Here is a 24,453-nt window from a genome sequence, read left to right on the forward strand (position 1 = left end):
CCGATCGCGACATGATCGGGGCGACCGGCTCCGACCACGGGAGGACTTCCGTGCCCCATTCCATCGATGCGGCCTTCACCGCGCTGCCCTTGCGGGCGCTCGCCGACGCGGCGCTCGCCCGGGCCCGCGCGCTGGGCGCCGACCATGCCGACTTCCGGCTGGAGCGGATCCGCAGCGCCTCCTGGCGCCTGCGGGACGCCAAGCCCTCCGGCGGGTCCGACACCACCGATCTCGGGTATGCGGTCCGGGTGGTGCACGGGGGCAGTTGGGGATTCGCCTCCGGTGTGGACCTGACCATGGACGCCGCCGCCAAGGTGGCCTCGCAGGCCGTGGCCATGGCGAAGCTGTCCGCCCAGGTGATCAAGGCCGCCGGTTCGGACGAGCGCGTGGAGCTCGCCGACGAGCCGGTGCACACCGACCGGACGTGGATCTCCGCGTACGACGTGAACCCCTTCGAGGTGCCGGACGCGGAGAAGGCGGCGCTGCTCGCCGACTGGAGCTCGCGCCTGCTGGCGGCCGACGGGGTCGCCCACGTGGACGCCTCGCTGCTCGCCGTGCACGAGAACAAGTTCTACGCCGACACCGCGGGCACCTCGACCACGCAGCAGCGGGTCCGGGTGCACCCGCAGCTGACCGCGGTCGCCGTGAACGGCACCACCGGCGAGTTCGACTCGATGCGCACCATCGCCCCGCCCGCGGGCCGCGGCTGGGAGTACCTGACGGGCACCGGCTGGGACTGGAACTCCGAGCTGGAGCAGATCCCCGGTCTGCTCGCCGAGAAGATGCGGGCGCCGAGCGTCGAGGCCGGGCGCTACGACCTGGTCGTCGACCCGTCCAACCTGTGGCTCACCATCCACGAGTCCATCGGCCACGCCACCGAGCTCGACCGGGCACTGGGCTACGAGGCGGCGTACGCGGGGACCTCCTTCGCCACCTTCGACCAGCTGGGCAAGCTCAAGTACGGCTCCCCGATCATGAACGTGACGGGTGACCGCACCGCCGAGCACGGACTGGCCACCGTCGGCTTCGACGACGAGGGCGTCCAGGCGCAGAGCTGGGACCTGGTCAAGGACGGCACCCTGGTCGGCTACCAGCTGGACCGGCGGATCGCGAAGCTGACCGGCCTCGGGCGCTCCAACGGCTGCGCCTTCGCCGACTCCCCCGGGAACGTGCCCGTCCAGCGGATGGCGAACGTGTCCCTCCAGCCGGATCCGGGCGGGCTCTCGACCGAGGACCTGATCGGCGGGGTGGAGCGCGGGATCTACGTGGTCGGCGACCGCTCCTGGTCGATCGACATGCAGCGCTACAACTTCCAGTTCACCGGGCAGCGGTTCTTCCGGATCGAGAACGGCCGGCTGGCCGGGCAGCTGCGCGATGTCGCCTACCAGGCCACCACCACCGATTTCTGGGGCTCGATGGAGAAGGTCGGCGGTCCGCAGACCTATGTCCTGGGCGGCGCCTTCAACTGCGGCAAGGCCCAGCCGGGCCAGGTCGCGGCGGTCTCGCACGGCTGCCCGTCCGCGCTGTTCCGCGACGTGAACATCCTGAACACCACGCAGGAGGCCGGGCGATGAGCTCGTCGATTCGCATCACCAAGCCCCACGAGATCGTCGAGCGGGCCCTGGAGCTGTCCACCACCGACGGTTGCGTCGTCATCGCCGACGAGGGGTCGACCGCCAATCTCCGCTGGGCCGGCAACGCCCTGACGACGAACGGCGTGACCCGCGGCCGGACCCTGACCGTCATCGCCACGGTCGACGGCAAGGAGGGCACGGCCTCGGGGGTCGTCTCGCGCTCCGCCGTCACCGCGGACGACCTGGAGCCGCTGGTGCGTGCCGCCGAGGCGGCCGCCCGCGGGGCGGGCCCGGCCGAGGACGCCCAGCCGCTGGTCACCGGGACCCCGTCCTCGCCGGACTTCACCGACGCCCCGGCCGAGACCGGCTCCGCGGTGTTCGCGGACTTCGCCCCGGCCCTCGGCGAGGCGTTCGCCCGGGCCCGCGAGGGCGGCCGGGAGCTGTACGGCTTCGCCTACCACGAGCTGGTCTCCACGTACGTCGGCACCTCCACGGGCCTGCGGCTGCGGCACGACCAGCCGAAGGGCACCCTGGAGCTGAACGCGAAGTCCCCGGACCGGCAGCGCTCCGCCTGGGCGGGCCGCTCGACCCGGGACTTCAAGGACGTGGACCCGACCGTGCTGGACGCGGAGCTCGCCGTGCGCCTCGGCTGGGCGGAGCGGAAGATCGACCTGCCCGCGGGCCGGTACGAGACCCTGCTGCCGCCGACCGCCGTGGCGGACCTGCTGATCTACCAGATGTGGTCGGCGGCGGCCCGGGACGCGGTGGAGGGCCGTACGGTCTTCTCCAAGCCCGGCGGCGGCACCCGGCTCGGCGAGAAGCTCTCCGACCTGCCGCTCTCCCTGCGCAGCGACCCGAACGCGCCGGGCCTGGAGTGCGCCCCGTTCGTGATGGCGCACAGCTCCGGCGACGACGCCTCGGTGTTCGACAACGGCCTGCCGGTCCCGTCGACCGAGTGGATCGCGGACGGGCACCTGAACCGGCTGTCCACGACCCGGCACACCGCGGGCCTGACCGGCATGCAGCTCTCCCCCGGCTTCGGGAACCTGATCCTGGACGCCGGCGGCGAGAAGTCGCTGGAGGAGATGGTCGCGGGCACCGAGCGCGGACTGCTGCTGACCTGCCTCTGGTACATCCGCGAGGTGGACCCGGCGACGCTGCTGCTCACGGGCCTGACCCGGGACGGCGTCTACCTGGTGGAGAACGGCCAGGTGGTCGGCGAGGTCAACAACTTCCGGTTCAACGAGTCCCCCGTGGACCTGCTGTCGCGGGCCTCGGAGGCCGGCCGGACCGAGAAGACCCTCCCGCGCGAGTGGAGCGACTGGTTCACGCGCGCGGCGATGCCGGCGCTGCGCATCCCGGATTTCAACATGAGTTCGGTAAGCAAGGGCGTCTGACCACCTAGAATGTGCGGGTAACCCCCTCATCCACGTCCCTACTCACTCCATCCCAAGGAGAGTCACGACCGTGACTGACATCGTCGACGAACTGAAGTGGCGCGGGCTCTTCGCCCAGTCCACCGACGAAGAAGCGCTGCGAAAGGCCTTCGCGGACGGTCCGGTCACCTTCTATTGCGGCTTCGACCCGACCGCGGCCTCGCTGCACGTGGGGCACCTGGTCCAGGTGCTCACCGTGCGCCGGCTCCAGCAGGCCGGGAACCGGCCGCTGGCGCTGGTCGGCGGGGCCACGGGACAGATCGGCGACCCGCGACCGACGGCCGAGCGGACCCTGAACGACCCGGAGACGATCGCGAACTGGGTGACGCGCCTGCGCACCCAGATCGAGCCGTTCCTGTCGTTCGAGGGCGAGAACGCGGCCCTCATGGTGAACAACCTGGACTGGACGGCGGGCATGTCCGCCATCGAGTTCCTGCGGGACATCGGCAAGCACTTCCGGGTCAACAAGATGCTGACGAAGGACTCGGTCGCCAAGCGGCTCGACTCCGACCAGGGCATCAGCTACACGGAGTTCAGCTACCAGCTGCTCCAGGGCATGGACTTCCTGGAGCTGTACCGGCGCTACGGCTGCGTGCTGCAGCAGGGCGGCTCCGACCAGTGGGGCAACCTGACGGCAGGGCTCGACCTGATCCACCGGGTCGAGGCGGGCGCGGTCGTGCACGCGCTGGCGACCCCGCTGATGGTCAAGGCGGACGGCACCAAGTTCGGCAAGTCCGAGAGCGGGGCCGTGTGGCTCGACCCGGAGATGACCACGCCTTACGCGTTCTACCAGTTCTGGCTGAACGTGGACGACCGGGACATCTCCACCTACATGCGGATCCTGTCGTTCAAGTCCCGCGAGGAGCTGGAGGCGCTGGAGGCGCAGACCGCCGAGCGGCCGCAGGCGCGCGCCGCCCAGCGGGCGCTGGCCGAGGAGCTGACCACGCTCGTGCACGGCGCCGACCAGTGCGCCGCGGTCATCGCCGCGTCGAAGGCGCTGTTCGGCCAGGGCGACCTGGCCGAGCTGGACGAGGCCACGCTCGCCGCGGCCCTGTCCGAGCTGCCGCACGCCAAGGTGGCGGAGCTCGGCCTCGTGGTGGACCTGCTCGCGGAGACCGGCCTGGTCGCGAGCAAGTCGGCCGGCCGCCGGACCGTGAAGGAGGGCGGCGCCTACGTGAACAACGCGAAGGTCACCGCCGAGGACGCGGTCCCCGCCGTGGAGGAGCTGCTGCACGGGCGCTGGCTGGTGCTGCGCCGGGGCAAGAAGAACCTGGCTGCGGTGGAGGTCACCGGCGCCTGACGCGCCGTAGGACGCCACGGCACGCCGCGGAACACGGCGGAGGGGCCGGTTCGGACCACTCGGTCCGGCCGGCCCCTCCGTCATGACCCGCGGCGGGTCACGTCATCTGCCGCTTCCCCTTGATCGCTCCGTACATCATCTCGCCGAGTCCGACGACGAGGACCGCCCCGACGATCTGCAGCAGGTGCCGGGTCCAGTCGATGCCCTTGGTCTCGCCGACGCCGATCCAGGTGGCCACCGCATTGCCGAGGACGGCACCGGCGATGCCGAAGAGGGTGGTCAGCCACAGCGGCTGGTGCTGCTTGCCCGGCAGGATGGCCTTGGCTATCAGCCCCAGCACGAAACCGACGATGATCGCCCACAACCAACCCATGTCGAGCCTCCTCCTGGCGCGTTGTGCGCACGTGGGCCCAGTTTCGGCCCATCCGGCGTACGGCGCATTCCGGACGGCGCCGTCAGGGGGTCCCCGCTCTCCGCGCGGGACGGGGGCGGGCGTACCGTGGGAGGGTCCGGGCCGGGAGTGCCCGGCGGGCGATCGGGTGGTGGAACGTGGAGCGGACGAAGCGGCAGAAGCGGAACGGGGCCGAGGTCTTCCGGATCACCGGCGCGCGGATGGGTCTCGCCGAGGACGTGCGGGGCCGTCAGCGCCGGTACGTGATCTCGATGGCGGTCAGGACCCTGTCGGTCATCGCCACCGTGCTGTTGTGGAACGTGCAGCGCCCGGTGGCCGTCGTGACGCTCGTGGCCGGCGCCCTGCTCCCGTACGTGGCCGTGGTCATCGCCAACGCGGGGCGCGAGTCGACGCCCTCGCTGCCTTCGCACTTCGTACCGGCCCCGGTACGCCCGGTTCTGGACGCCGGAAACCTCAAGAAAAGCTCAGATCAATCATGAAGTTCCGGTGCACTGTACCGGGTCCTGCGTGACATACTGCTCACGCGCTCCGCATCCCCCGTCGGAGCGACGGACCGACGCCGGGCAGCTCCCCCCGTGGCTGCTCGGCGTCGCCATTCCGTTCTAATGTGGGGCTGTGACTTCCTCCAGCGCCACCGGCCCCGACGAGACCCCCACCTGCTCCGCCAAGGGCTGCCGCGACGCGGCCGTCTGGGTCCTGGCGTGGAACAACCCGACGCTGCACACGCCCGAGCGGCGCAAGACCTGGCTGGCGTGCGAGGAGCACCGCGAACACCTCTCCCAGTTCCTGGGGGTCCGCGGTTTCCTCAAGGACGTCGTGAAGCTGGACGAGTGGGTGCAGCCGGAGGGGTCGGAGCGCCTCCGCTGACCGCACCCGGCTCCCGGGTCAGCCGCCGATCGCCGACATCGGGCGGTCGGGCTGCAGGAAGGACGGGTCGTCGAGACCGGACCCGGCCTTCTTGCCCCACATCGCGACCTTCCACAGCCGGGCGATCTCCTCGTCCGGGGCGCCCGAGCGCAGGGCGGCGCGCAGGTCCGACTCCTCGGTCGCGAACAGGCACGTACGTACCTGGCCGTCGGCCGTGAGCCGCGTACGGTCGCAGGCGCCGCAGAACGGGCGGGTGACCGAGGCGATGACGCCGACGGTGGCCGGGCCCCCGTCGACCACCCAGCGCTCGGCCGGGGCGGAGCCGCGCTCGGCGGCGCCCTCCTCGGTGAGTGTGAAGCGGGTGCGCAGGGACTCCAGGATGTCCCCAGCGGTGATCATGCCGTCGCGCTTCCAGCCGTGCTGGGCGTCGAGGGGCATCTGCTCGATGAAGCGGAGCTCGTACTCGTTCTCCACGGCCCAGGCCAGCAGGTCGGGGGCCTCGTCGTCGTTGAGGCCGGGCATGAGCACGGCGTTCACCTTGACGGGGGTGAGGCCGGCGTCGCGGGCCGCGGCCATGCCCTCGATGACGTCCTTGTGGCGGTCGCGGCGGGTGAGGGTCTTGAAGACCTCGGGCCGCAGGGTGTCCAGGGAGACGTTCACCCGGTCCAGGCCCGCGGCCTTCAGGGCCTGCGCGGTGCGCTTCAGGCCGATGCCGTTGGTGGTCAGCGACATCCTGGGGCGGGGCTCCAGGGCCGCGCACTGCTCGACGATCCCGACCAGGCCGGGGCGCAGCAGCGGCTCGCCGCCGGTGAACCGGACCTCGGTGATCCCGAGCTGCGTGACCGCGATGCGGATCAGCCGGACGATCTCGTCGTCACTGAGCAGGTCCGACTTGCCGAGCCACTGCAGCCCTTCTTCGGGCATGCAGTAGGTGCAACGCAGGTTGCACTTGTCGGTCAGTGAGACGCGCAGGTCAGTGGCCACGCGGCCGTAGGTATCGAGAAGCACTGTGGGCCCCCTCCCCTGTCCGGAAGTAGAGGTACGCGCGGGATTGGATCTACTTCACGCGTTCTATTTCGAGACTACGTGACGCTCGTGCCATCCAGAGCTGCCCGAATGAACGAGACGTGACGTGGCCGCGTCGTAGGGATCTACGACGCGGCCACGTTACGTGTTCGGACGATGTCAGTGCGCCCCTGTTCCGGTGAGGGAGCGCACCTCCAGCTCGGCGAACTTCTGGGGGTCGGCCTTCTCCTTGGTGAGGACGGTTCCCAGCCAGCCCAGCAGGAAGCCCAGGGGGATCGAGATGATGCCCGGGTTCTCCAGGGGGAACCAGAAGAAGTCGGCGTCCTTGAACATCGAGGTGGGCTTTCCGGACACGACCGGGGAGAACAGCACCAGGCCGACCGCCGAGATCAGTCCTCCGTAGATCGACCAGAGCGCGCCCTGGGTGGTGAAGCGCTTCCAGAAGAGGCTGTAGAGGATCGTCGGCAGGTTCGCGGAGGCGGCGACCGCGAAGGCGAGTGCGACCAGGCCGGCCACGTTCAGGTCGCGGGCCAGCGCACCGAGGCCGATGGCGACGGCTCCGATGACGACGGTGGACCAGCGGGCCGCGCGCATCTCCTCCTTCTCGGTGGCCTTGCCCTTGCGGATCACGTTCGCGTACAGGTCGTGCGCGAAGGACGAGGAGGAGGCGAGGGTGAGGCCCGCGACGACGGCCAGGATGGTGGCGAAGGCGACCGCGGAGATCACGGCGAGCAGGATGGCGCCGCCGGTGGAGTCGGGCCCGCCGCCGACGGCCTGGGCGAGCAGCGGGGCGGCGGTGTTGCCCGCCTTGTTGGACTTGATGATCTCGTCGCGGTCGAGCAGTGCCGCGGCGCCGAAGCCGAGGGCGATCGTCATCAGGTAGAAGCCGCCGATGATGCCGATGGCCCAGAGGACGGACTTACGGGCGGCCTGCGCGGTGGGCACCGTGTAGAAGCGGATCAGGATGTGCGGCAGTCCTGCGGTGCCGAGGACGAGGGCGAGGCCGAGCGAGATGAAGTCAAGCTTGGAGGTCGAGTCCTTGCCGTACTTGAGCCCTGGTTCGAGGAGCTTCGCCCCCTGTCCGCTGTTCTCGGCGGCCTTGCCGAGAAGGTCGGAGATGTTGAAGTTGAACTTCACCAGCACCAGGAAGGTGATCAGCAGAGCGCCCGCGATCAGCAGCACAGCCTTGATCATCTGAACCCAGGTGGTGCCCTTCATGCCTCCGATGGTCACGTAGACGATCATCAGTACGCCGACCAGCGCGACGACGGCCACCTTGCCGCCGTCACTGGTGATGCCCAGGAGCAGCGAGACGAGCACGCCGGCGCCGGCCATCTGGGCGAGCAGGTAGAAGATCGAGACCACGATGGTGGAGGTGCCGGCGGCGGTGCGGACGGGCCGCTGGCGCATCCGGTACGCGAGGACGTCGCCCATCGTGTAGCGGCCGGAGTTGCGCAGCGGTTCGGCGACGAGCAGCAGGGCGACCAGCCAGGCGACGAGGAAGCCGATGGAGTAGAGGAAGCCGTCGTAGCCGAAGAGGGCGATGGCTCCGGCGATGCCGAGGAAGGACGCGGCGGACATGTAGTCGCCGGAGATGGCGAGGCCGTTCTGGAAGCCGGTGAACTGGCGGCCGCCCGCGTAGAAGTCGGCGGCGCCCTTGGTCTGGCGGCCGGCCCAGACGGTGATGACCAGGGTGGCGACGACGAACAGCCCGAACAGGGTGATGATCAGCGGGCGGTGCTCGGAGGCGCCCGCGGCGAGCGTCGTCAGCGGGAGCGTGCTGCTCATTCGCCGGCCTCCATCCGTGCCTTGATGGCCTCGGCCTTGGGGTCGAGCTTCGCGGCGGCGTGGCGCGCGTAGAGCCAGGCGATCAGGAAGGTCGTCGCGAACTGGGCGAGTCCGAGCACGAGGGCGACGTTGATGTTGCCGAAGAGCTTGGTCCCCATGAAGCCGCCCGCGTAGTTGGACAGCAGGACGTAGAGCAGGTACCAGGCGATGAAGGCCACGGTGAGCGGGAAGGCGAAGGAGCGGTAGGAACTGCGCAGTTCGGCGAACTCGGCGCTCTGCTGGACGCTCGCGTAGTCATCGGCGGTGGGGCCCGCCACGGGCGTTCCCGCGCTGCCCGGCGGCGGCGCTGCTTCGGTGGTCACGGGGGGATCTCCTTGTGACGCGGGTGCGGTGGGGACGACGGACAAAACAACCTCCGTGTGGGGGACGGTGGCGCTGATCCCCCCTGTCCAACGGCACGGCCGGCGCGGCGGGACGGTTCAACACCCGGTGATTCTTGGGGAACTGATTTCTCGAACAGATGGCGCAGAGGGGAACGGCGACGCTAGGTTCCCTTGTCATGAACCCGCCCTACGCGACCGCGTACGGGCGGCTTTTTCGAAGATGATCTGGAGAACCCATGGATCAGCCGGGGTCACCTGCGCCCAAGAAGCGCGGCCGTGCTCTCGCCGTACCGGTCGGCCTGGCGCTCACCGCTTCGCTCGCCTTCCTGCCCGCGGTCTCGGCCTCGGCCGCCCCGCTGGGAACGGCCGACGCGGCGACGGCATCGAAGGCCGACACCTCCGGCCCCAAGCTGTCGTACGTGGCCAACCTGAACACGTACGCCACGGTGAAGGCGGCGAAGAAGGCCGTCGAGCGGGCCGGTGGAACGGTGGTGACGGCCTATGAGCAGATCGGGGTCGTCGTCGCACACTCCCAGAACCCGGACTTCGCCAAGCAGCTTCGCGCCCAGCGCGGCCTGTTCGTGTCGGTCGGCGCCACCCGGACGGCCCCGATGTCGGCGGTGCAGACCACCGACGAGGGCGCGACCCAGCAGCTGAGCGCGGCGGACGCCGCCAAGGCGGCGGCAGCGGCCCAGGAGGGTCAGGAGCCGCTGGAACCCAACCAGTGGGACCTGCGGACGATCAAGGCCGACAAGGCTCACAAGATCAACGATGGCAGCCGGAACGTCACCGTGGGCATCATCGACACGGGTGTCGACGACACCCACCCCGATCTCGCCCCCAACTTCTCCAAGGGCCAGTCGGCGAACTGCGTGGGCGGCGTCGCCGACACCACCGAGGGCGCCTGGCGCCCGTACGCCGACGGCAGCGACCACGGCACGCACGTGGCCGGCACCATCGGGGCGGCGCGCAACGGGATCGGCGTCAGCGGTGTCGCGCCGGGCGTGCAGATCGCCGCGATCAAGGTGAGCGAGCCCGGGACCAGCCTCTTCTACACCGAGGCGGTCGTCTGCGGCTTCATGTTCGCCGCGGAGAAGGGGATCGAGGTGACCAACAACAGCTACTACGTCGACCCCTGGCTCTTCAACTGCAAGTCCGACGACGACCAGAAGGCGCTGGTGGAGGCCATCGGCCGGGCCACCAAGTACGCCGAGCGCAAGGGCACGCTCCACGTGGCCTCGGCGGGCAACTCCAACCAGGACCTGGCGGCCGACTCCCTCGTCGACGACACCAGCCCGAACGACACCACGCCGGTGCCCCGCACCATAGACCCGAAGGTCTGCCTGGACCTGCCCACGCAGCTGCCGGGTGTGGTCACCGTCTCTGCGACCGGCGACAAGGGCCTGCGCTCGTACTACTCCAGCTACGGCCTCGGGGTCGTGGACGTCGCCGCCCCCGGCGGCGACAAGTGGCAGGTCCCGGAGACCCCGGACGCCAACGGGCGCGTGCTCTCGACCGTCCCGGGCGGGCTCTACGGCTACAAGCAGGGCACCTCGATGGCCGCCCCGCACGTGGCGGGCGTCGCGGCGCTGCTCAAGAGCGCCCACCCGTCGGCCACGCCTTCGCAGCTCCAGGCGATGCTCAAGGCCCAGTCGACGAAGGCGGCCTGCCCGACGCAGATTTACGACGCCGCGGGCGCCCTGATCGACGCCACCACCTGCCAGAGCAAGTGGGGCCAGACCGGCTACTACGGCTACGGCGTGATCGACGCGCTCAAGGCCGTGAAGTAACGGCGTCCGCAACGCAGAGGACGGGCCGGGCGGGTCTTCCGCCCGGCCCGTCCCTCGTTCACGGCTTGATCATCACCTTGAGCGCGCTGCGGTCGTCCATCGCCCGGTAGCCGGCCGGGACCTCGTCCAGGGACACCGCCCGGTCGAAGACGGGCGCCGGATCGATCACGCCGCCGAGCACGTCCGCCAGCAGCTCCGGGATGTACGCGCGGACCGGGGCCACGCCCCCGCGCAGGGTGATGTTGCGGTCGAACATGACACCGAGGTCCAGGCCGGTGCCGCTGCCGTGCGGGACGCCGACGTAGCCGACGGACCCGCCGTCGCGGGTGATGTTCACGGCGGTGCGCATGGACTGCTCGGTACCGACCGCCTCGATGACCGCGTGCGCGCCCCGGCCGCCGGTGAGCTCGCGCACGGCCGCCTCGGCGGCCTCGCCGCGCTCGGCGACGACGTCGGTGGCCCCGAAGAGCTTGGCGATGTCGGTACGGGCGGTGTGGCGGCCCAGTGCGATGATCCGCTCGGCGCCCAGCCGCTTGGCGGCGAGGACGCCGCACAGGCCGACCGCGCCGTCGCCGACGACGGCGACGGTGGAGCCCTCGCGGACGCCGGCGCCCAGCGCCGCGTGGTGGCCGGTGCCCATGACGTCGGACAGTGCGAGCAGCCCGGTCAGCAGGTGGTCGTCGGAGACGGCCTCGGCGGGCAGCTTCACCAGGGTGCCGTCGGCGTGCGGGACGCGGACGGCCTCGCCCTGGCCTCCGTCGTGGCCGACCGAGCCCCAGAAGCCGCCGTGGTCGCAGGAGGTGAACAGCCCCTCGACGCAGTACTCGCAGGTGCCGTCCGACCACATGAAGGGCGCGACGACCAGGTCGCCGGCGCGCAGGCCCGACACGGCGGAGCCGGTCTCCTCGACGATGCCGAGGAACTCGTGGCCGATGCGCTGGCCGGGCTGACGCGCGGCCTCGCCGCGGTAGGCCCACAGGTCGCTGCCGCAGATACAGGCACGCAGGACGCGGACGACGGCGTCCTCGGGGCGCTGGATCGCAGCGTCGGGCACCTCCTCCACGCGTATGTCGTGCGGGGCGTGGATGACGGTGGCGCGCATGGTGGTGCAGTCCTCCGGATCGGGATCGTTCAGTCTTGTACGACTGTGGAACCGTCCTACCGTACGCCTGCTTCCCGATCGGTCGAACCAGTGGCCAGCAGGTACTGGGCGGCCAGGTAGGTGGCCATGATCCAGAAGTCCGGGCGGGGCAGCTGGGGCCACTCGGCGACACCCGACGCGATGAGGGTGTCGGAGAGCAGGAACAGCGCGCCGCCGATCCCGGCGCGCAGGCCGAGGGCGCTGGAGCGGAACGCCATGGCGGTGAGCAGCAGGCTGTATCCGGCCACGGGGATCCGCAGGTCGGCCGGCAGGTCGGACCACAGCAGGGCGACGGTGCCGAGGAGCGCGAGCAGGTACGCGCCCCCGAGCAGCGGGTTCGCGGGCCGCTTGCCGAAGAGGACGAGGTAGCAGACGTGCCCGACGGCGAAGGAGCCCATGCCGATGAGGAAGGCGGCCTCGGCGTCGAAGAGCAGGGCGAGGTCACCGCCCCAGCCGAAGAGCAGGGCGGCGAGCAGCAGGCGGGGTGCGCCGCGGGTGGCCATGTGGGTCACCAGCAGCGGCATCAGCAGCGGCTTGGCGATGACGTGGCCGAGGTGCCAGCCGGCCAGCAGCGAGACGAGGTCGACGGCTGCGGCCACGGCGAAGGCCACGAGGGCGAGGCGGCCGATGCGCGACCCGCCGGCGCTCTCGCGGTCGGCGACCCAGGAGGGGGCGGGCCGGCCCGCGGACTCGGCGGTGCTGCCGGCCGTGCTGTCTGCGGTGCTCACGCGGTGGTCTCCTGCACGGAGGGCCGGGTCTCGGCGGGTGCGGCGGCGCGGGTCTCGGAGGCGGGGGCGGCCGGGGCTTCGACGGCCGGGGCCGGGGCGGCGGGTTCGACGGCCGGGGCCGGGGCCGGGGCGGCGGTCTGCCCGGCCGGTGCCGGCTGCCAGCCGGGGCCGCGGAAGACCCTGCCGGCGCGCTCGCTCCAGGTCCCGGCGGCACGCACGTCGCGGGCGATGGCGGCGTACTCGTGGGTGGCCACGCGCAGCGGGTTGTGGGTGCCGATGTTCTTGGTGAGCCCGTAGACGGGCTTGTCGGTCTCCCCCACCCAGGACCCGAACATCCGGTCCCAGAGGATCAGGATGCCGCCGAAGTTGCGGTCCAGGTAGCCGCCCTGCGAAGCGTGGTGGACGCGGTGGTGGGAGGGGGTGTTGAAGACGTACTCGTAGGGACGCGGGAGCTTCCCGATGCGCTCGGTGTGGACCCAGAACTGGTAGAGCAGATTGAGTCCGTAGCAGAACGGGATCGCCGCCGGGTGCACGCCGAGGGCCACCATGGGCAGGTAGAACCACCAGGTGGTGGCGCTGGTCCAGGGCTGGCGCAGGGCGGTGGTGAGGTTGAACCGCTTGCTGCTGTGGTGGACCACGTGGCAGGCCCACAGGATGCGGATGACGTGGTGGAGGCGGTGCTGCCAGTAGTACAGGAAGTCCTGGACGAGCAGCATCAGCAGGGCGGTCCACCACAGGAACGGCACCCGCAGCGGGGTCAGTTCGTAGACCGCGGTGAAGACCGCCACGACCGGGATCTTCCAGAGCAGGTCGAACCCGATGCTGCCGAGCCCCATGGTGATGCTCGTGGCGGCGTCCTTGGTGTCGTAGCCGGCGGCATCCTCGTCCGGATGGAGCCGGTAGCTCACCACCTCGATGACGGTGAGCAGCACAAAGGCAGGTATGGACCACAGCACGACATCGGGCAGGTTCGGCATGTGGGCACCATAGAGGCGCCTTCCGGGATGCCGCTAGAGGTTGTTACCGATCGGTATCCATCGGGGTTACCGGCGGTTCACGAGATGATGTCCGCGCCAAGGGGAGGGCGGGGTATGACGGGCTTCGAGACGGTTCTCTTACGGGTGGCGGGAACGGCGGCGGGGGCGCTGGTGAAATCCCTCCTGGCAAGGGTTCCGGGGGCGGGCCTGACGCCCGACCCGGCCCGGCCGGTGCAGCGGTGGCGCAGACCCCCGGCGGAACTGGGCGACAGCGAGATGCGGCGCCTGGCCGCCGCACTGGCGGCCCGGATCGACGAGGCGACGGTTCGGGTGCCGGAGCACGAACGGCTGGCGGCGGTGACCGCGGTCGGCGACGCCTTCGCGGCGCTCGGCCCCTTGGGCGCGGAGGCCCTCTTCGCGGCGGACCTCGACCCGGCGGCCGTGGCGGCGGCGGTCCCGCCGCCCCCGGCGGGCCTGAACGAGGCGGCCGAGGCCCTGTACGGGCGGCTGGTGCGGCTGTGCTGCGCGCACGCGGTGGAGTACGTGACGACCCTCCCGGGCTTCGCGGCCCGGGCGGACGTGGAACTGGTCCGGCGGACGGGCGAGCTGGCGCGAGCGGTGGACCGGCTGGCCGACCGCCCGGAGGGGGCCTCGTACGCGTTCGAGGAGCGGTACGCGCGCTACGTGGCCGAGACCCACGGCCGCCTCCGGCTGTTCGGCCTGACCCTCAGCCGCTCCCGCCAGGAATGGCCGCTGGACGTGGCGTACATCAGCCTGGCGGTCAGCGGTGAGCAGCAGCTGGTGCCGGGCGAGCCGGAGCTCCGTCAGACCCAGCTCCGGGCCGAGCAGGCCCTCGCCTCCGCCGACCGGGTGCTGCTGCGCGGCCCGGCGGGCTCGGGAAAGTCGACCCTGGTCCAATGGCTGGCCCTCACCGCGGCCCGGCAGGCGGAGGGCTCCTGGGGCACGTGCGTGCCGTTCGTACTGCGGCTGCGCGCCTTCACCTCGGCGGAGAGCCTGCCGCTGCCGGAGGAGTTCCTCCGCGCCTCGGGCGTACCGCTCTCGGCGCCGGCCGGGTGGGTCGAGGACCTCATGCTGAGCGGCCGGGCGCTGGTCCTGGTGGACGGGGTGGACGAGGTCCCGCAGCGGCTGCGCGCCCGCACGGAGACCTGGCTGCGCTCGCTGATCTCGGCGTTCCCCAAGGCGCGGTACGTGGTGACCACCCGCCCGTCGGCGGTCCCGGAGGACTGGCTCGCGGGACAGGGCTTCGCACCGCACTCGATGCTGCCGATGGAGCAGCAGGACATCCGGGCCTTCGTCGCGCACTGGCACGCGGCGGCGCGCGCGGAGGGGCAGGAGCTGGACGCGTACGAGGCTTCGCTGCTGGAGGCGGTCTCCTCCCGGCGGGACCTGGCCCGGCTCGCGACGAACCCGCTGATGTGCGCCCTGCTCTGCGCCCTGAACCAGGACCGGCGGATGCAGCTGCCGCGGGCCCGCAAGGAACTCTACGACGCGGCGCTGGACATGCTGCTGGTCCGGCGGGACACGGAACGGGAGATCTGCAGGGTCGAGGGGGTCTACCTGACCCGCGAGGAGCAGGTCGCGCTGCTCCAGCGGTTCGCGTACTGGCTGATCCGCAACGGGCAGTTGGAGGCGGGCCGGGACGAGGCCGTCGAGATGGTGGGCGAGTGGCTCGACGCGATGCCGCAGGTGCGGGCGCAGGGCGGGGCCGAGCAGGTCTTCGCGCACCTGCTGATCCGCAGCGGCCTGCTCCTGGAGCCGTCCCCGGGCTCGGTGGTCTTCGTGCACCGCACCTTCCAGGACTACCTGGGCGCGAAGGCGGCGGTCGAGTCGCGGGACTTCGGCGTGCTGGTGAAGAACGCGCACGACGACTCCTGGGACGACGTGGTCCGCATGGCGGTGGGCCACGCCCGCCCGGACGAACGGCTCCGCATCCTGCGTGGCCTGCTGCGCCGGGCCGACAAGGTGAAATCGGCCCACGACCGTCTCGTCCTGCTGGCGGCAGCCTCCCTGGAGCACGCTCCGGAGCTGGACCCGGTCGTGCACGCCGACATCCAGTCGCGCACGGCCGGGCTCCTGCCACCCCGTACCCCGCAAGAGGCAGAGCAACTGGCCAAGGCCGGGGAGCTGGTCCTGGACCTGCTCCCGCGTCCCGAGGGCCTGGCCGAGGCCGAGGCGGCGGCCTGCCTGCGGACGGCGGCACTGGTGGGCAGCCCGCGGGCGCTGGGCGCCATTGCCCGCTTCCGCCACGACACCCGCTCGGCGGTGTGCCGAGAGCTCTCGCGGAGCTGGGGCGCCTTCGACGCCCGGCTGTACGCGGACGAGGTACTGGCCGACGCTTCCCTGGGCGACGCGGTCCTCGAAGTCCGAAGTCCCGAACAGGTGGCCGCCCTCGCCGGTCTGCCCCACATCCGCAAGCTGTACATCAGCGAGGCGGAGGGGATCCCGGACGTCCTGGAATCCCAGCGGCAGCTGGAGGCGCTGACCCTGTACCGGAGCGGTGTGACGGGCCTCGACGCCCTCACCCGCCACCAGGGGCTCCGCTACCTGGGACTCTTCACCTGCCTGCAGCTGTCCGGGCTGGAGCCGCTCACCAGGCTGCCGGTCCTGGACAGCCTGACGCTCGCGGAGGTCCCCCGGGACTTGGACCTCGCCCCGCTCGCGGACCTGCGCGCGCTCACCGAGCTGGCGCTCAACTACGGCCTCCGCGCGGCGGGCGTCTCGGCTGTCCCGGCCCCGAAGACACTGACCCGACTGGGGCTGTTCTCTCCCGACATCGGCCTCGACTCCCTGGACCGGTGGCCCGCATTGGACTGGATGACCGTCACCGGCGACCGGCAGTTCGCCGAGCTGACGGCGCTGCTGCCGCTGCCCCGGCTGCGCACGCTCCAGCTGGTGGAGCAGGCCGACCTGGACCTCTCGCCGCTGCTCGACCAGCCCCAGATCTTCGAGCTGGCACTCGTCCAGTGCCACTGCCGGGACGGACTGGCCGCGCTCTCCGGTCTTCCCGCGCTTCGGAACCTCACCCTGAGCGGGGTCGGCGTGAGTTACGACGTGACTCCGCTGGCCGGCCTGGACCAGCTGAACATCGTGATGACCGACTGGGCCGAAGTCCGCGGCCTGGACCGCATCCCGCCCGAGCGGATCCGGCGCCTGGGCGCCTTCTGATCCGCCCGGCGGGAAGCGGGTGTCACCAGACCCGGACCGACCCCCCTCGGGCGAACGCCGGGCTGGTGGCCTCCGGCGGGATCTCCGTCAGGGGTTCGGCGATCTCCGAGACCAGCGGGCCGTGCTTGGCCGCCACCGCGTCCAGCAGGGCGAGGTCGAAGCCGTACACGCGGGCCGCGTTGCCGCCGACCATCGCGGCGACCTCCTCCCGCGGGAGGCCCGCGTAGGCGATGCGGAGGCCTTCGCGGGAGAAGGGGGTGGTGCCCTCGTCGTGGGGGTAGTCCGCTCCCCACATGATCTTGTCGAGGCCGATCCGGTCCCGCAGCGGGACCTCGTGGGGGCGCATGAAGCTCGCTCCCACGAAGCAGTTGTCCCGCCAGACCTCGCTCGGGCCCCGGCCCATCGACTCCGCGAGGCCCGCTCCGAACTTGGACTCGGCCGTGGCCGATGCCGCGACCAGGCGGCCGTGGTAGTAGTCCAGCATCTCCAGCACGCCCGGGATCCATCCGGAGCCCTGCTCCGTCAGGACCAGCTTGAGACCCGGGTGGCGGCGGAAGGCCCCGCCGAAGACGAGGTGCCACAGGGCGCGGTGCGAGAACCAGGTCGTCTCCACCATGAAGACGGCCCTCGCCGCGGGTTCGTCGCCCAGCGGCGGCGACGCCGAGCCGCCGTGGTGGTTGACCGGGACGTCCAGCTCGTCGCACACCGCCCAGATGGGGTCGTAGGCGGCGGAGTACAGCTCCGGAACCGTGGAGCCGGGCGGAACGCCCGGCAGCAGGATGCCGCCCGTCAGGCCGGCCGCCCGCACCCGGCGGATCTCGCCCACCGCCGCGTCCACGTCGTTGAGGAGGATCTGCGCCACCCCCGCCCGCCGCCCCGGTGCGTCCGCGCAGAAGTCGGCCAGCCAGCGGTTGTGCGCCTGGAGACCCGCCCACCGCATCTCGTACTCGGCGGCGGTCGGGGGCTGGGCCATCAGGGAGGCCTTGGGGAAGAACGGCGGGATGGTGTTGGGGAAGAGGACTTCCGCGACGATGCCGTCCGCTTCGAGTTCGGCGAGGCGGCGCGCCGAGTTCCAGTTCCGGTCGGCAGTGTCCGCGAGGAGGTCCTCGTACGGGTTCACGTACGAGGCGGCCCAGGCGTCGAAGTCCTCGTGGTGGCGTTTGGCCAGGTACGGCTTGTAGTCCAGCAGGTCGGCGCCCGCGTGGCAGTCCGCCGAGATCACCGTGTAGCGGTCGTCGGCCGTCACGCGTTCACCCCCAGTACGGGGAAGTCGTTGTCGGTGAGCCAGTGGCGGCCCACCTCGCGGGAGCGGGCCCAGGAGGCCTCCACCGTCGCCTGGTCCGGGGACTGGCCCAGTTCCGCCGGGGTGGGGCCGATCCGGCGGGCGATCGGGGCCAGCTTCGCGGTGTCGAAGCCGAAGACCTCGGCCGCCGCCAGGCCCAGCATCCGGCGGGTCTCCGCGACCGGGATGTCGTGGAAGGTGTTCTTCAGCCAGGCCCGGGTGTTGGGCCAGGTGCCCTCGGGGTGCGGGAAGTCCGAGCCCCACAGGATGTTGTCGACGCCGATCTCGTACCGCTGGGCGAGCTCGCGCCGCTTGGTGTTCGTCGCGCAGATGAAGACCTGGCGGTCCAGGTACTCGCTGGGCGGCCGCTTCAGCTCCTCGAACGGCGAGAGCTTCTTGCCGCCGTGCGCGCCGAGGTAGAGCCGGTCCATGAACCACAGCTGGTTCGGCAGCCACCAGCAGCCCGCCTCGGCGACGCCGAACCTCAGGCCGGGGTGGCGCTCGAAGACCCCGGACCAGAGCAGGAACCACAGCGGGCGGGCCGGCCACCAGGTGACCTCGGAGACGAAGATGCCCAGGTGGTCTCCGTACTCGTGGCGCGGCGAGGACCCGGAGTGGGTGACGATCGGCATCTGCGTCTCGGCGGCCGCCGCCCAGACGGGGTCGTAGCGGCGGTCGTGGTAGGGCGCCTTGTCCACCCACATCGCGGGGATCATCAGCGCGCCCAGCCCGGACTCCTTGGCCCGGTGGATCTCGGCGACGACCTTCTCCGGCTCGCCCGTGATGGGGAGCAGCGCGACTCCGCAGTGGCGTTCCGGGTTCTGGCCGACGAACTCCGCGAGCCAGCGGTTGTGCGCCTGGGCGCCCGCCATGCCGAGCTCGGGGTCCTGGTCGCCGGAGAGGCCGAGGCCGACGCCGAAGGGGGCGGCGGTCTGGCTGTCGACGGCGTCCGCGTCGGGGAAGACGACCTCGGCGGCCACGCCGTCGCCGTCGAGTTCCTTCAGCCGCTGCCCGGTGTCCCAGCCGCCCTTGAGGCCTTCCTCGTGGTCGTGGAACCACTTCTCGGCGAAGGCCTCGTTGCGGACGCCGAGTCGGGTGGCCTCGGCGCGGCGGGCGTCGCGCTCGCCGAGGAACTCGTCGAACTGGGGGTGGAAGCGGGAGTCCAGGTAGGGCCGGTACTGCTCGGTGGGCAGGCCGGCGTGGCAGTCGGAGGAGATGATCAGGTACGGGTCTTCGGTCCGGTCTTCGGTCCGGTCTTCGTGCGTACTCACCACAGACGCCCCTCAGTCGAGGATGAAGCTTTCCAGGTAGGCGGGGTTGGACCGGTCGAGCATCGACTGCGACCGGGCGCGGATCTGCCGGTCGCTGTGCTCGCCGGCCGGGAGCATCCAGAAGCGGTCGGCGCGGATGCCGTCGACGACGTGCTCGGCGACCTCCTCGACCGGCGTGAAGCGCACCTCGTGGCCGGCCTGCTTCATCGCCGCCTCGTACTGGTCGAGGCTGCGGTACGGGGCCTTGCGCGGCCGTTCCTTCGCGTACCGATCGGGCCGGTTGCGGTGCGACTCCCACAGCCCGGTGCGCAGCATGTGCGGTCCGGGGAAGAGGACGGAGGCCCCGACGGCGGCGCCCTCCGCCTTGAGGTGGGCGTAGAGCGACTCGGTCATGGTGACCACGGCCGCCTTGGTTACGGCGTACACGGAGGCGGTGGGGAGCGGGGCGATGCCGCCGTCCCCGGAGGAGGTGTTGACGATGTGGCCCGGGCCGTCGGCGGCGATCATGCGGGGGACGAAGGCCTGGATGCCGTGGAAGACCCCCCACACGTTGACGGAGAAGGCCCACTTCCAGTCGTTGGGCTCGTGCTCCCACATGCGGCCCTCGGCGCCGGAGCCCACGCCCGCGTTGTTGCAGAGCACGTGCACGGCGCCGAAGGTCTCGTAGGCGGCGTCGGCGAGCGCGATCACGGAGTCGCGGTCGCTGACGTCGACCACCTTGGCGAGGACCTGGGCCCCGTCCGCGACGAGGTCGTCGGCGGCCTTGCGCAGGGCGCCCTCCTCGACGTCGGCGAGGACCACCTTCAGTCCCTCGGCGGCGAAGCGGCGGGCCATCGCGAGGCCGATTCCGCTCGCGGCCCCGGTGACCACGGCCACCTGTCCTTCTTCGAGCCGCATGTCAGTTCCTCCCCCCTGACGATCCCTCCGGGGGCGCGTCGAGGATCTGCAGGGGGTCGTCGTAGCGCTGGTGGATGTACGGGAGCAGGGCCTGGGCGCTGACCCGTTCCACGACCCGGCCCTTCTGGTCGGTGGTCTTCTCGCCGATGGTGATCTCCACGATCCGGCGGACGGGCAGGTCGGCCACCGGGTCGAACATGGACTCCCGCAGGACGACGTCCCCGGTGACGTGCTCCAGCCTGCGGACCTTCTCGTTGCGCGTGCAGTGCACGAGCACCGGATCCCCGTCCAGGCCCGAGCCGTCGACGGCGGGCAGGAACTTGAAGTAGAAGTCGGTCTTCTGAGTGGGCTCGGGCAGCGGCAGCGCGCGGTCCACCGCCCCGCGCACCTCGACGAAGGCGATCCCGTGCCGGGCGAGGGAGGCCCGGACGACGATGCCGTCGCGCTCGACGGTGACCTCGCCCAGCTTCTTCGGTTCGCCGAAGACCTCGCGGCCCCCGGTCAGGGCGCGCTCAAGGGTCATCGGCATGACCAGGGGGTACCAGCCCTCGATCCCGCCGTGCCGGGCCGCGACGGCCACCGAGCCGGCGCCGAGCGGGTAGCCGGGCAGGTCGACCTTGCTGATGTTGGCCCGTACGAGGGGCCGCTCGGCCGGTTTGAGCGGCGGCGGCAGGACCGCCGCGACCACGTCGGGGTCGCTCTCCCAGACGGCCACGACACCGGTGGACCAGATGTCGGGGAGCTTGGAACTCTTCTCGCGCGACGCCGCGATCTCGGCCTCGGTCCGCGCTCCGTACCGTACGCGTGCCATGTCTCGCACCATCCCTCGTCTCGGGGGCGTTCGGTTCTGTAACACAGTTACACCGCTGCCGATGAAGGGTAAAGACCCCTGCACGTATGAGAACTGACGCTCCAACAGATTGGCGGTGGGACGGCCGTGGCCAGAACCACGCTCACCCGCGACGAGGTGCTGGACGCCGCCGCGTCCCTGGTCATGCAGCACGGTCCGGCCGCCCTCACGATGCGCAAGCTGGCCGCCGAGCTGGGCACCGCCGTGACGTCCATCTACTGGCACGTCGGCAACCGCGAGTCGCTGCTCGACGCCCTCGTGCAGCGCACCGTGGAGGAGGTGGGTGCGATCCGGCCCACCGGGCGCACCCCGGCGGAGCGGATCCTGTCGGTGGCCCGGATCCTGCGCCGCGAGCTGCGGGCACGTCCGCACCTGATCGCGATGGTCCACGAACGCGGGCTCACCGAGCGGATGTTCCTGCCGGCCCAGCAGGCCCTCGTCCACGAGGTGCACGCCGCGGGGCTGCGCGGCACCCGGGCCGCGGACGCCGTGCGCGCCGTCCAGTTCCAGGTCGTCGGGTACCTGCTCGTCGAGCGCAACCGTGAACGCGCTCCCGCCCAGTCCCCGGCCGAGAGCGAGCTCTGGGACCCGGCCGCGGCCCCCCACGACCCGGGCCTCGCCCGCGCCCTGGCCCGCCCCGCGGACCCGGACCGGCTGTTCCTGCTGTCCGTACGCGCCCTGGTGCACGCCCTGCTCGCTCCGGACGCGGCCGGCGCCGCCGGCCCGGCCGATGCGGCCGATCCGACCGGCGCCGCCCCGCGGCGGTAAATCGGTTGGCGCTCCCCCGCGCCCGTGGTTGTATCTGCGGCGCGGGGGCGGCTCCGCGACGTGCTTCCTTCTCACCTTCACTGACACCCGTAGCGCGTCCCCTCTCCGCCTCCGCCCACTTCCCCCTTTCCGGTTCCGGAGGAATCCCCCCTTTGCCCGAGCTGTCGACCGTCCTGTTGCGCCGTCTGCACACCGTCTACGTCGACCAGGCCGGGCCGCGCCCGGGCGACCCGTCGACGACCGAGGGCCTGACGGCGCTGGAGGCCGAACTGCTGGACCGGGGCTACGCCCTGTCGGTTCCGCTGCGTTCGGCGCTCGCCTGGCTCGGACCCACCGGACTCGCCGCCGCCGGAGCGCAGTTGATCCGGGACATCGACATCCTGCTGGGCGCGGACCGCACCCACATGCCGCTGTTCCGCTCGTTCCCGGCCTCGGTGCCCGACGACACTCTCGGACTGTGGATCGACCGGGTCCTGACGCTGCTCCTGCAGTGGCCGGACCAGCCGTGCGTGCTGTGCGCGACCGTGGGCAGCGTCCACCCCGTCGCGCCGTGCGCCCATCTGGTGTGCCGGACCTGCTGGGACGGTGCCGACTACACCGGCTGCCCGGTCTGCCACCACCGCATCGACGCCGCGGACCCGTTCATCCGGCCGTCCCCGCACCCGGGGGACGTTCCCCCCGGAGGCGGCCCGCTGCGGCTGCTGGCCTTCGCCGCCGACCGCGCGGCCGACTCCGTCACCGCCCTCGGGAAGCTGCTCGCCCGCCGCACCCCGCTCTCCCCGCAGGACAAGGAGGAGACCCGGGTGCTCCTCGCCCACGCGCCGGCCGGCCTCGACTGGCTCCCGGACGAGATACCGGTACGGGAGACCAAGGCCCTGGTCCTGGGCACCCTGCTGCGCGAGCGCCGCACGCGGGAGGCCGTACGGGCCCTGCTGCCCGGGCGGCTCACCACCGCCACCGACGTGCTGCGGCTGCTCGCCGTGTGGTCCGGCGGGGAGGCCGATCTCCTGGAACCCCCGCGCGTACGCTCCCTGCCTCGCCCGCTGCGGCGCGAACTGCTGGCCGTCCTGGACGGGCTCGATCCCGCGCTGCTCGTCGAGGACGTACTGCGCCACGAGGACCTGTGGAAGCGGGCCGCCGAGATCCTGCACCCCTTCGAGCAGCACGCCCGTCACCCGCGGGCCGCCCTCGCCTTCGCCGTGCTGCGCGGCACCGACACCGCCGGTACCGCCCTCGGCGCCGCGCTGCTCGCCACCGCCGCCGCGTACCCGCACGCGGTCCGGACCGACGGATCGCGCGTCCGGGCGGCCACCTGGCTGGCGCGCGCCGAGGGGGCCCTGCGCGGCGGGGATCCGGACCGGGCCCTGGCCGTACTGGCCGAACGCCCCGGCGAACTCGTCCGGCGCCTGGACCACCTGCTGCGGCTGTACGCGGCCGACACCCTGGCGCCGCGAGTCGCCGAAGTACTGGCCGAGCGGCTGCCGAAGGCCGGGCCCGGGCCCCTGCTGTCCGCGCTCGGACGGCTGCGGATCCGCCACCTGCCCGGCACCCGGCGGGTGTTCTTCCCGCGCGGGCAGGTCGCGCACTCCTTCACCGTCCCGGACGACCGGGCCCCGCTGGCCGAGGCGGTGACCCGTTCGGTGTGCGAGCTGTTCGAGAACGAGGTGCTGCGCAGGCTGGCCGCCGCCGACCCCTGCGACATGGCGGTCCTCGACTCCCGCCTCGCCCACCTCCACGTCCCCTCCGCCGAGCGTGCGGCGGCCAAGGCGCTGGTCACCGTACCCAAGGGCAGCTTCCAGGCGCTGCCGGACGGCGAGGTGCTGCGCATGTTCCTGCACTGGATGGAGCCGGCGCGGGGGCGCGTGGACCTGGACCTGTCGGTGGTGCTGTTCGACACCGACTGGAACTACGTCGGTCTGTGCGACTACACGAACCTCGTCCACGGCGAGCGGGCCGTCGTCCACTCCGGCGACCTCGTCTCGGCGCCGGCGCCCCACGGCGCGAGCGAGTACGTGGACATCGACCTGGACGCCCTCGCCGACACCGGCGTGCGCTTCGCCATGCCGGTCGTCTTCAGCTACAACAACATCCCGTTCGAGCTGCTGCCCGACGCCTTCGCCGGGTTCATGGCCCTGCCCACCCGCTCCGGCCGCACCGCCCGCTACGACCCCCGGACCGTGCGCCAGCGCTACGACCTGGTCGGCAACTCCCGGATCCACGTGCCGCTCCTCGTCGACCTGGAGCGGCGCGGCTTCCTGTGGACGGACGTCCACCTGCCCGACGACGAGGGCTACCACAGCGTGCGGGAGCACCAGGAGGACCTGGCCCGGATCGGCCGCGACCTGTTCCAGTACTTCTCGACCGGCCGCACCACCCTGTGGGAGCTGGCCGGCTGGCACGCGGCCGCGCGCTGCCGGGAGGTGGCCGTGCTGCGCCGGACGCCCCGTCCGAGCGACCCCGACGAGCTGTGGAGCTACCGCCGGGGCTCCGGAGAGGACACCGCGGCCTTCGCCGCCCGGCTCGTCGGCCTGCGCGATCCGGACGCCGTGCTGGCCTCCGCGGAGGTCGACGCCCTCGCGGGGAGCGCCGCCTCGGGACGGTCGGTGTTCCTCGCGCTGGTGGACGGCGGGGTCGCGCCCGCCGGCGCGAGCGGCTCCGCATACCGGCTGCTGCCGGGGCCGGTTGACGGCTGCGGCCTCGAACAGCTCGCGGCGGGCGACTTGGTCGCCGCTCTCGGCTGACGGCCGGGAGTCGCCGGCGCGGACACGGGTGTCAGT

Annotated in this window: 20 protein-coding genes; 9 read left to right on the top strand and 11 right to left on the bottom strand. The window is 71.9% G+C overall.

Annotated elements, in window-relative coordinates:
• The first annotated feature begins 11 nt into the window (after positions 1–11).
• The 3 genes from OG444_RS10065 (at position 12) to tyrS (ending at position 4,310) form a co-directional block, all read left to right on the top strand.
• Complete coding sequence (locus tag OG444_RS10065) at positions 12–1,574, top strand: TldD/PmbA family protein (RefSeq protein WP_401702963.1); 1,563 nt, start codon at positions 12–14, stop codon at positions 1,572–1,574.
• On the top strand, positions 1,571–2,971 hold the full coding sequence (locus OG444_RS10070) for a metallopeptidase TldD-related protein (protein WP_327261833.1): 1,401 nt from the start codon (positions 1,571–1,573) through the stop codon (positions 2,969–2,971). Before OG444_RS10065 ends, OG444_RS10070 begins: the two co-directional genes overlap by 4 nt.
• A gap of 70 nt (positions 2,972–3,041) precedes the next feature.
• Complete coding sequence (gene tyrS, locus OG444_RS10075) at positions 3,042–4,310, top strand: tyrosine--tRNA ligase (protein ID WP_327261834.1); 1,269 nt, start codon at positions 3,042–3,044, stop codon at positions 4,308–4,310.
• 97 nt (positions 4,311–4,407) lie between these two features.
• Here tyrS and OG444_RS10080 read toward each other — a convergent pair whose 3' ends face one another.
• Positions 4,408–4,683 (bottom strand): GlsB/YeaQ/YmgE family stress response membrane protein, encoded by a 276-nt coding sequence (locus OG444_RS10080; RefSeq protein ID WP_327261835.1) that lies wholly within the window; start codon positions 4,681–4,683, stop codon positions 4,408–4,410.
• A gap of 239 nt (positions 4,684–4,922) precedes the next feature.
• Here OG444_RS10080 and OG444_RS10085 point away from each other — a divergent pair, with 239 nt between their 5' ends.
• Positions 4,923–5,201 carry a DUF3099 domain-containing protein gene (locus OG444_RS10085; protein ID WP_327266715.1) on the top strand — a complete coding sequence of 93 codons (279 nt, stop codon included), beginning with the start codon at positions 4,923–4,925 and terminating at the stop codon, positions 5,199–5,201.
• A 136-nt stretch (positions 5,202–5,337) separates the two neighbouring features.
• Complete coding sequence (locus tag OG444_RS10090) at positions 5,338–5,589, top strand: hypothetical protein (RefSeq protein ID WP_327261836.1); 252 nt, start codon at positions 5,338–5,340, stop codon at positions 5,587–5,589.
• Between the two features lie 18 nt (positions 5,590–5,607).
• On the opposite strand, the gene moaA is transcribed toward OG444_RS10090, so the two are convergent.
• From moaA to OG444_RS10105, 3 genes are all read right to left on the bottom strand, one after another.
• Positions 5,608–6,597 carry a GTP 3',8-cyclase MoaA gene (moaA, locus tag OG444_RS10095; RefSeq protein WP_327261837.1) on the bottom strand — a complete coding sequence of 330 codons (990 nt, stop codon included), beginning with the start codon at positions 6,595–6,597 and terminating at the stop codon, positions 5,608–5,610.
• A 177-nt stretch (positions 6,598–6,774) separates the two neighbouring features.
• Positions 6,775–8,403 (bottom strand): solute symporter family protein, encoded by a 1,629-nt coding sequence (locus OG444_RS10100; protein WP_327261838.1) that lies wholly within the window; start codon positions 8,401–8,403, stop codon positions 6,775–6,777.
• Entirely contained in the window at positions 8,400–8,765 is a 366-nt protein-coding gene (locus tag OG444_RS10105; protein WP_327261839.1) for a DUF485 domain-containing protein, read from the bottom strand. Before OG444_RS10105 ends, OG444_RS10100 begins: the two co-directional genes overlap by 4 nt.
• 257 nt (positions 8,766–9,022) lie before the next feature.
• Between OG444_RS10105 and OG444_RS10110 the strand changes: the two genes are divergently transcribed.
• A complete protein-coding gene (locus OG444_RS10110) occupies positions 9,023–10,576 on the top strand; it encodes a S8 family serine peptidase (protein WP_327261840.1) in 1,554 nt (517 codons plus the stop codon).
• Positions 10,577–10,634: 58 nt separating this feature from the next.
• On the opposite strand, the gene OG444_RS10115 is transcribed toward OG444_RS10110, so the two are convergent.
• The 3 genes from OG444_RS10115 to OG444_RS10125 are packed head-to-tail and all read right to left on the bottom strand — an operon-like array spanning position 10,635 to position 13,422.
• Entirely contained in the window at positions 10,635–11,678 is a 1,044-nt protein-coding gene (locus OG444_RS10115) for a zinc-dependent alcohol dehydrogenase family protein (RefSeq protein WP_327261841.1), read from the bottom strand.
• 56 nt (positions 11,679–11,734) lie between these two features.
• Positions 11,735–12,445: a lysoplasmalogenase gene (locus tag OG444_RS10120; RefSeq protein ID WP_405788410.1), complete on the bottom strand. Its 711-nt coding sequence runs from the start codon at positions 12,443–12,445 to the stop codon at positions 11,735–11,737.
• Positions 12,442–13,422, bottom strand: coding sequence for a sterol desaturase family protein (locus OG444_RS10125; RefSeq protein ID WP_327261842.1), 981 nt, complete (start codon positions 13,420–13,422; stop codon positions 12,442–12,444). Before OG444_RS10125 ends, OG444_RS10120 begins: the two co-directional genes overlap by 4 nt.
• 114 nt (positions 13,423–13,536) lie before the next feature.
• Here OG444_RS10125 and OG444_RS10130 point away from each other — a divergent pair, with 114 nt between their 5' ends.
• Complete coding sequence (locus OG444_RS10130; RefSeq protein ID WP_327261843.1) at positions 13,537–16,608, top strand: NACHT domain-containing protein; 3,072 nt, start codon at positions 13,537–13,539, stop codon at positions 16,606–16,608.
• A 22-nt stretch (positions 16,609–16,630) separates the two neighbouring features.
• Here OG444_RS10130 and OG444_RS10135 read toward each other — a convergent pair whose 3' ends face one another.
• From OG444_RS10135 to OG444_RS10150, 4 genes are read right to left on the bottom strand one after another with little or no spacing between them, the layout of a single operon-like run.
• Positions 16,631–17,854 (bottom strand): amidohydrolase family protein, encoded by a 1,224-nt coding sequence (locus OG444_RS10135; RefSeq protein WP_327261844.1) that lies wholly within the window; start codon positions 17,852–17,854, stop codon positions 16,631–16,633.
• Positions 17,851–19,161 carry an amidohydrolase family protein gene (locus OG444_RS10140; protein WP_327261845.1) on the bottom strand — a complete coding sequence of 437 codons (1,311 nt, stop codon included), beginning with the start codon at positions 19,159–19,161 and terminating at the stop codon, positions 17,851–17,853. Before OG444_RS10140 ends, OG444_RS10135 begins: the two co-directional genes overlap by 4 nt.
• A 12-nt stretch (positions 19,162–19,173) precedes the next feature.
• On the bottom strand, positions 19,174–20,058 hold the full coding sequence (locus OG444_RS10145; RefSeq protein WP_327261846.1) for an SDR family NAD(P)-dependent oxidoreductase: 885 nt from the start codon (positions 20,056–20,058) through the stop codon (positions 19,174–19,176).
• A 1-nt stretch (position 20,059) separates the two neighbouring features.
• Complete coding sequence (locus tag OG444_RS10150; protein ID WP_327261847.1) at positions 20,060–20,869, bottom strand: acetoacetate decarboxylase family protein; 810 nt, start codon at positions 20,867–20,869, stop codon at positions 20,060–20,062.
• A 126-nt stretch (positions 20,870–20,995) separates the two neighbouring features.
• Between OG444_RS10150 and OG444_RS10155 the strand changes: the two genes are divergently transcribed.
• Together OG444_RS10155 and OG444_RS10160 are read left to right on the top strand one after the other, a co-directional pair.
• Complete coding sequence (locus OG444_RS10155; protein WP_327261848.1) at positions 20,996–21,676, top strand: TetR/AcrR family transcriptional regulator; 681 nt, start codon at positions 20,996–20,998, stop codon at positions 21,674–21,676.
• A gap of 152 nt (positions 21,677–21,828) precedes the next feature.
• Positions 21,829–24,417 (top strand): MXAN_6230/SCO0854 family RING domain-containing protein, encoded by a 2,589-nt coding sequence (locus OG444_RS10160; protein ID WP_327261849.1) that lies wholly within the window; start codon positions 21,829–21,831, stop codon positions 24,415–24,417.
• Positions 24,418–24,453 lie beyond the last annotated feature (36 nt).

Origin of the sequence: Streptomyces sp. NBC_01232, from assembly GCF_035989885.1 — a bacterium.
Classification (GTDB): domain Bacteria; phylum Actinomycetota; class Actinomycetes; order Streptomycetales; family Streptomycetaceae; genus Streptomyces.

Excerpts from the sequence above, each read along its gene's own strand:
- OG444_RS10125 (WP_327261842.1), bottom strand. The coding sequence starts at position 13,422 with ATGCCGAACCTGCCCGATGTCGTGCTGTGGTCCATACCTGCCTTTGTG.
- OG444_RS10085 (WP_327266715.1), top strand. The coding sequence starts at position 4,923 with ATGGGTCTCGCCGAGGACGTGCGGGGCCGTCAGCGCCGGTACGTGATC.
- OG444_RS10065 (WP_401702963.1), top strand. The coding sequence starts at position 12 with ATGATCGGGGCGACCGGCTCCGACCACGGGAGGACTTCCGTGCCCCAT.
- OG444_RS10080 (WP_327261835.1), bottom strand. The coding sequence starts at position 4,683 with ATGGGTTGGTTGTGGGCGATCATCGTCGGTTTCGTGCTGGGGCTGATA.
- OG444_RS10070 (WP_327261833.1), top strand. The coding sequence starts at position 1,571 with ATGAGCTCGTCGATTCGCATCACCAAGCCCCACGAGATCGTCGAGCGG.
- OG444_RS10130 (WP_327261843.1), top strand. The coding sequence starts at position 13,537 with ATGACGGGCTTCGAGACGGTTCTCTTACGGGTGGCGGGAACGGCGGCG.
- OG444_RS10115 (WP_327261841.1), bottom strand. The coding sequence starts at position 11,678 with ATGCGCGCCACCGTCATCCACGCCCCGCACGACATACGCGTGGAGGAG.
- OG444_RS10150 (WP_327261847.1), bottom strand. The coding sequence starts at position 20,869 with ATGGCACGCGTACGGTACGGAGCGCGGACCGAGGCCGAGATCGCGGCG.
- OG444_RS10100 (WP_327261838.1), bottom strand. The coding sequence starts at position 8,403 with ATGAGCAGCACGCTCCCGCTGACGACGCTCGCCGCGGGCGCCTCCGAG.
- OG444_RS10145 (WP_327261846.1), bottom strand. The coding sequence starts at position 20,058 with ATGCGGCTCGAAGAAGGACAGGTGGCCGTGGTCACCGGGGCCGCGAGC.
- OG444_RS10110 (WP_327261840.1), top strand. The coding sequence starts at position 9,023 with ATGGATCAGCCGGGGTCACCTGCGCCCAAGAAGCGCGGCCGTGCTCTC.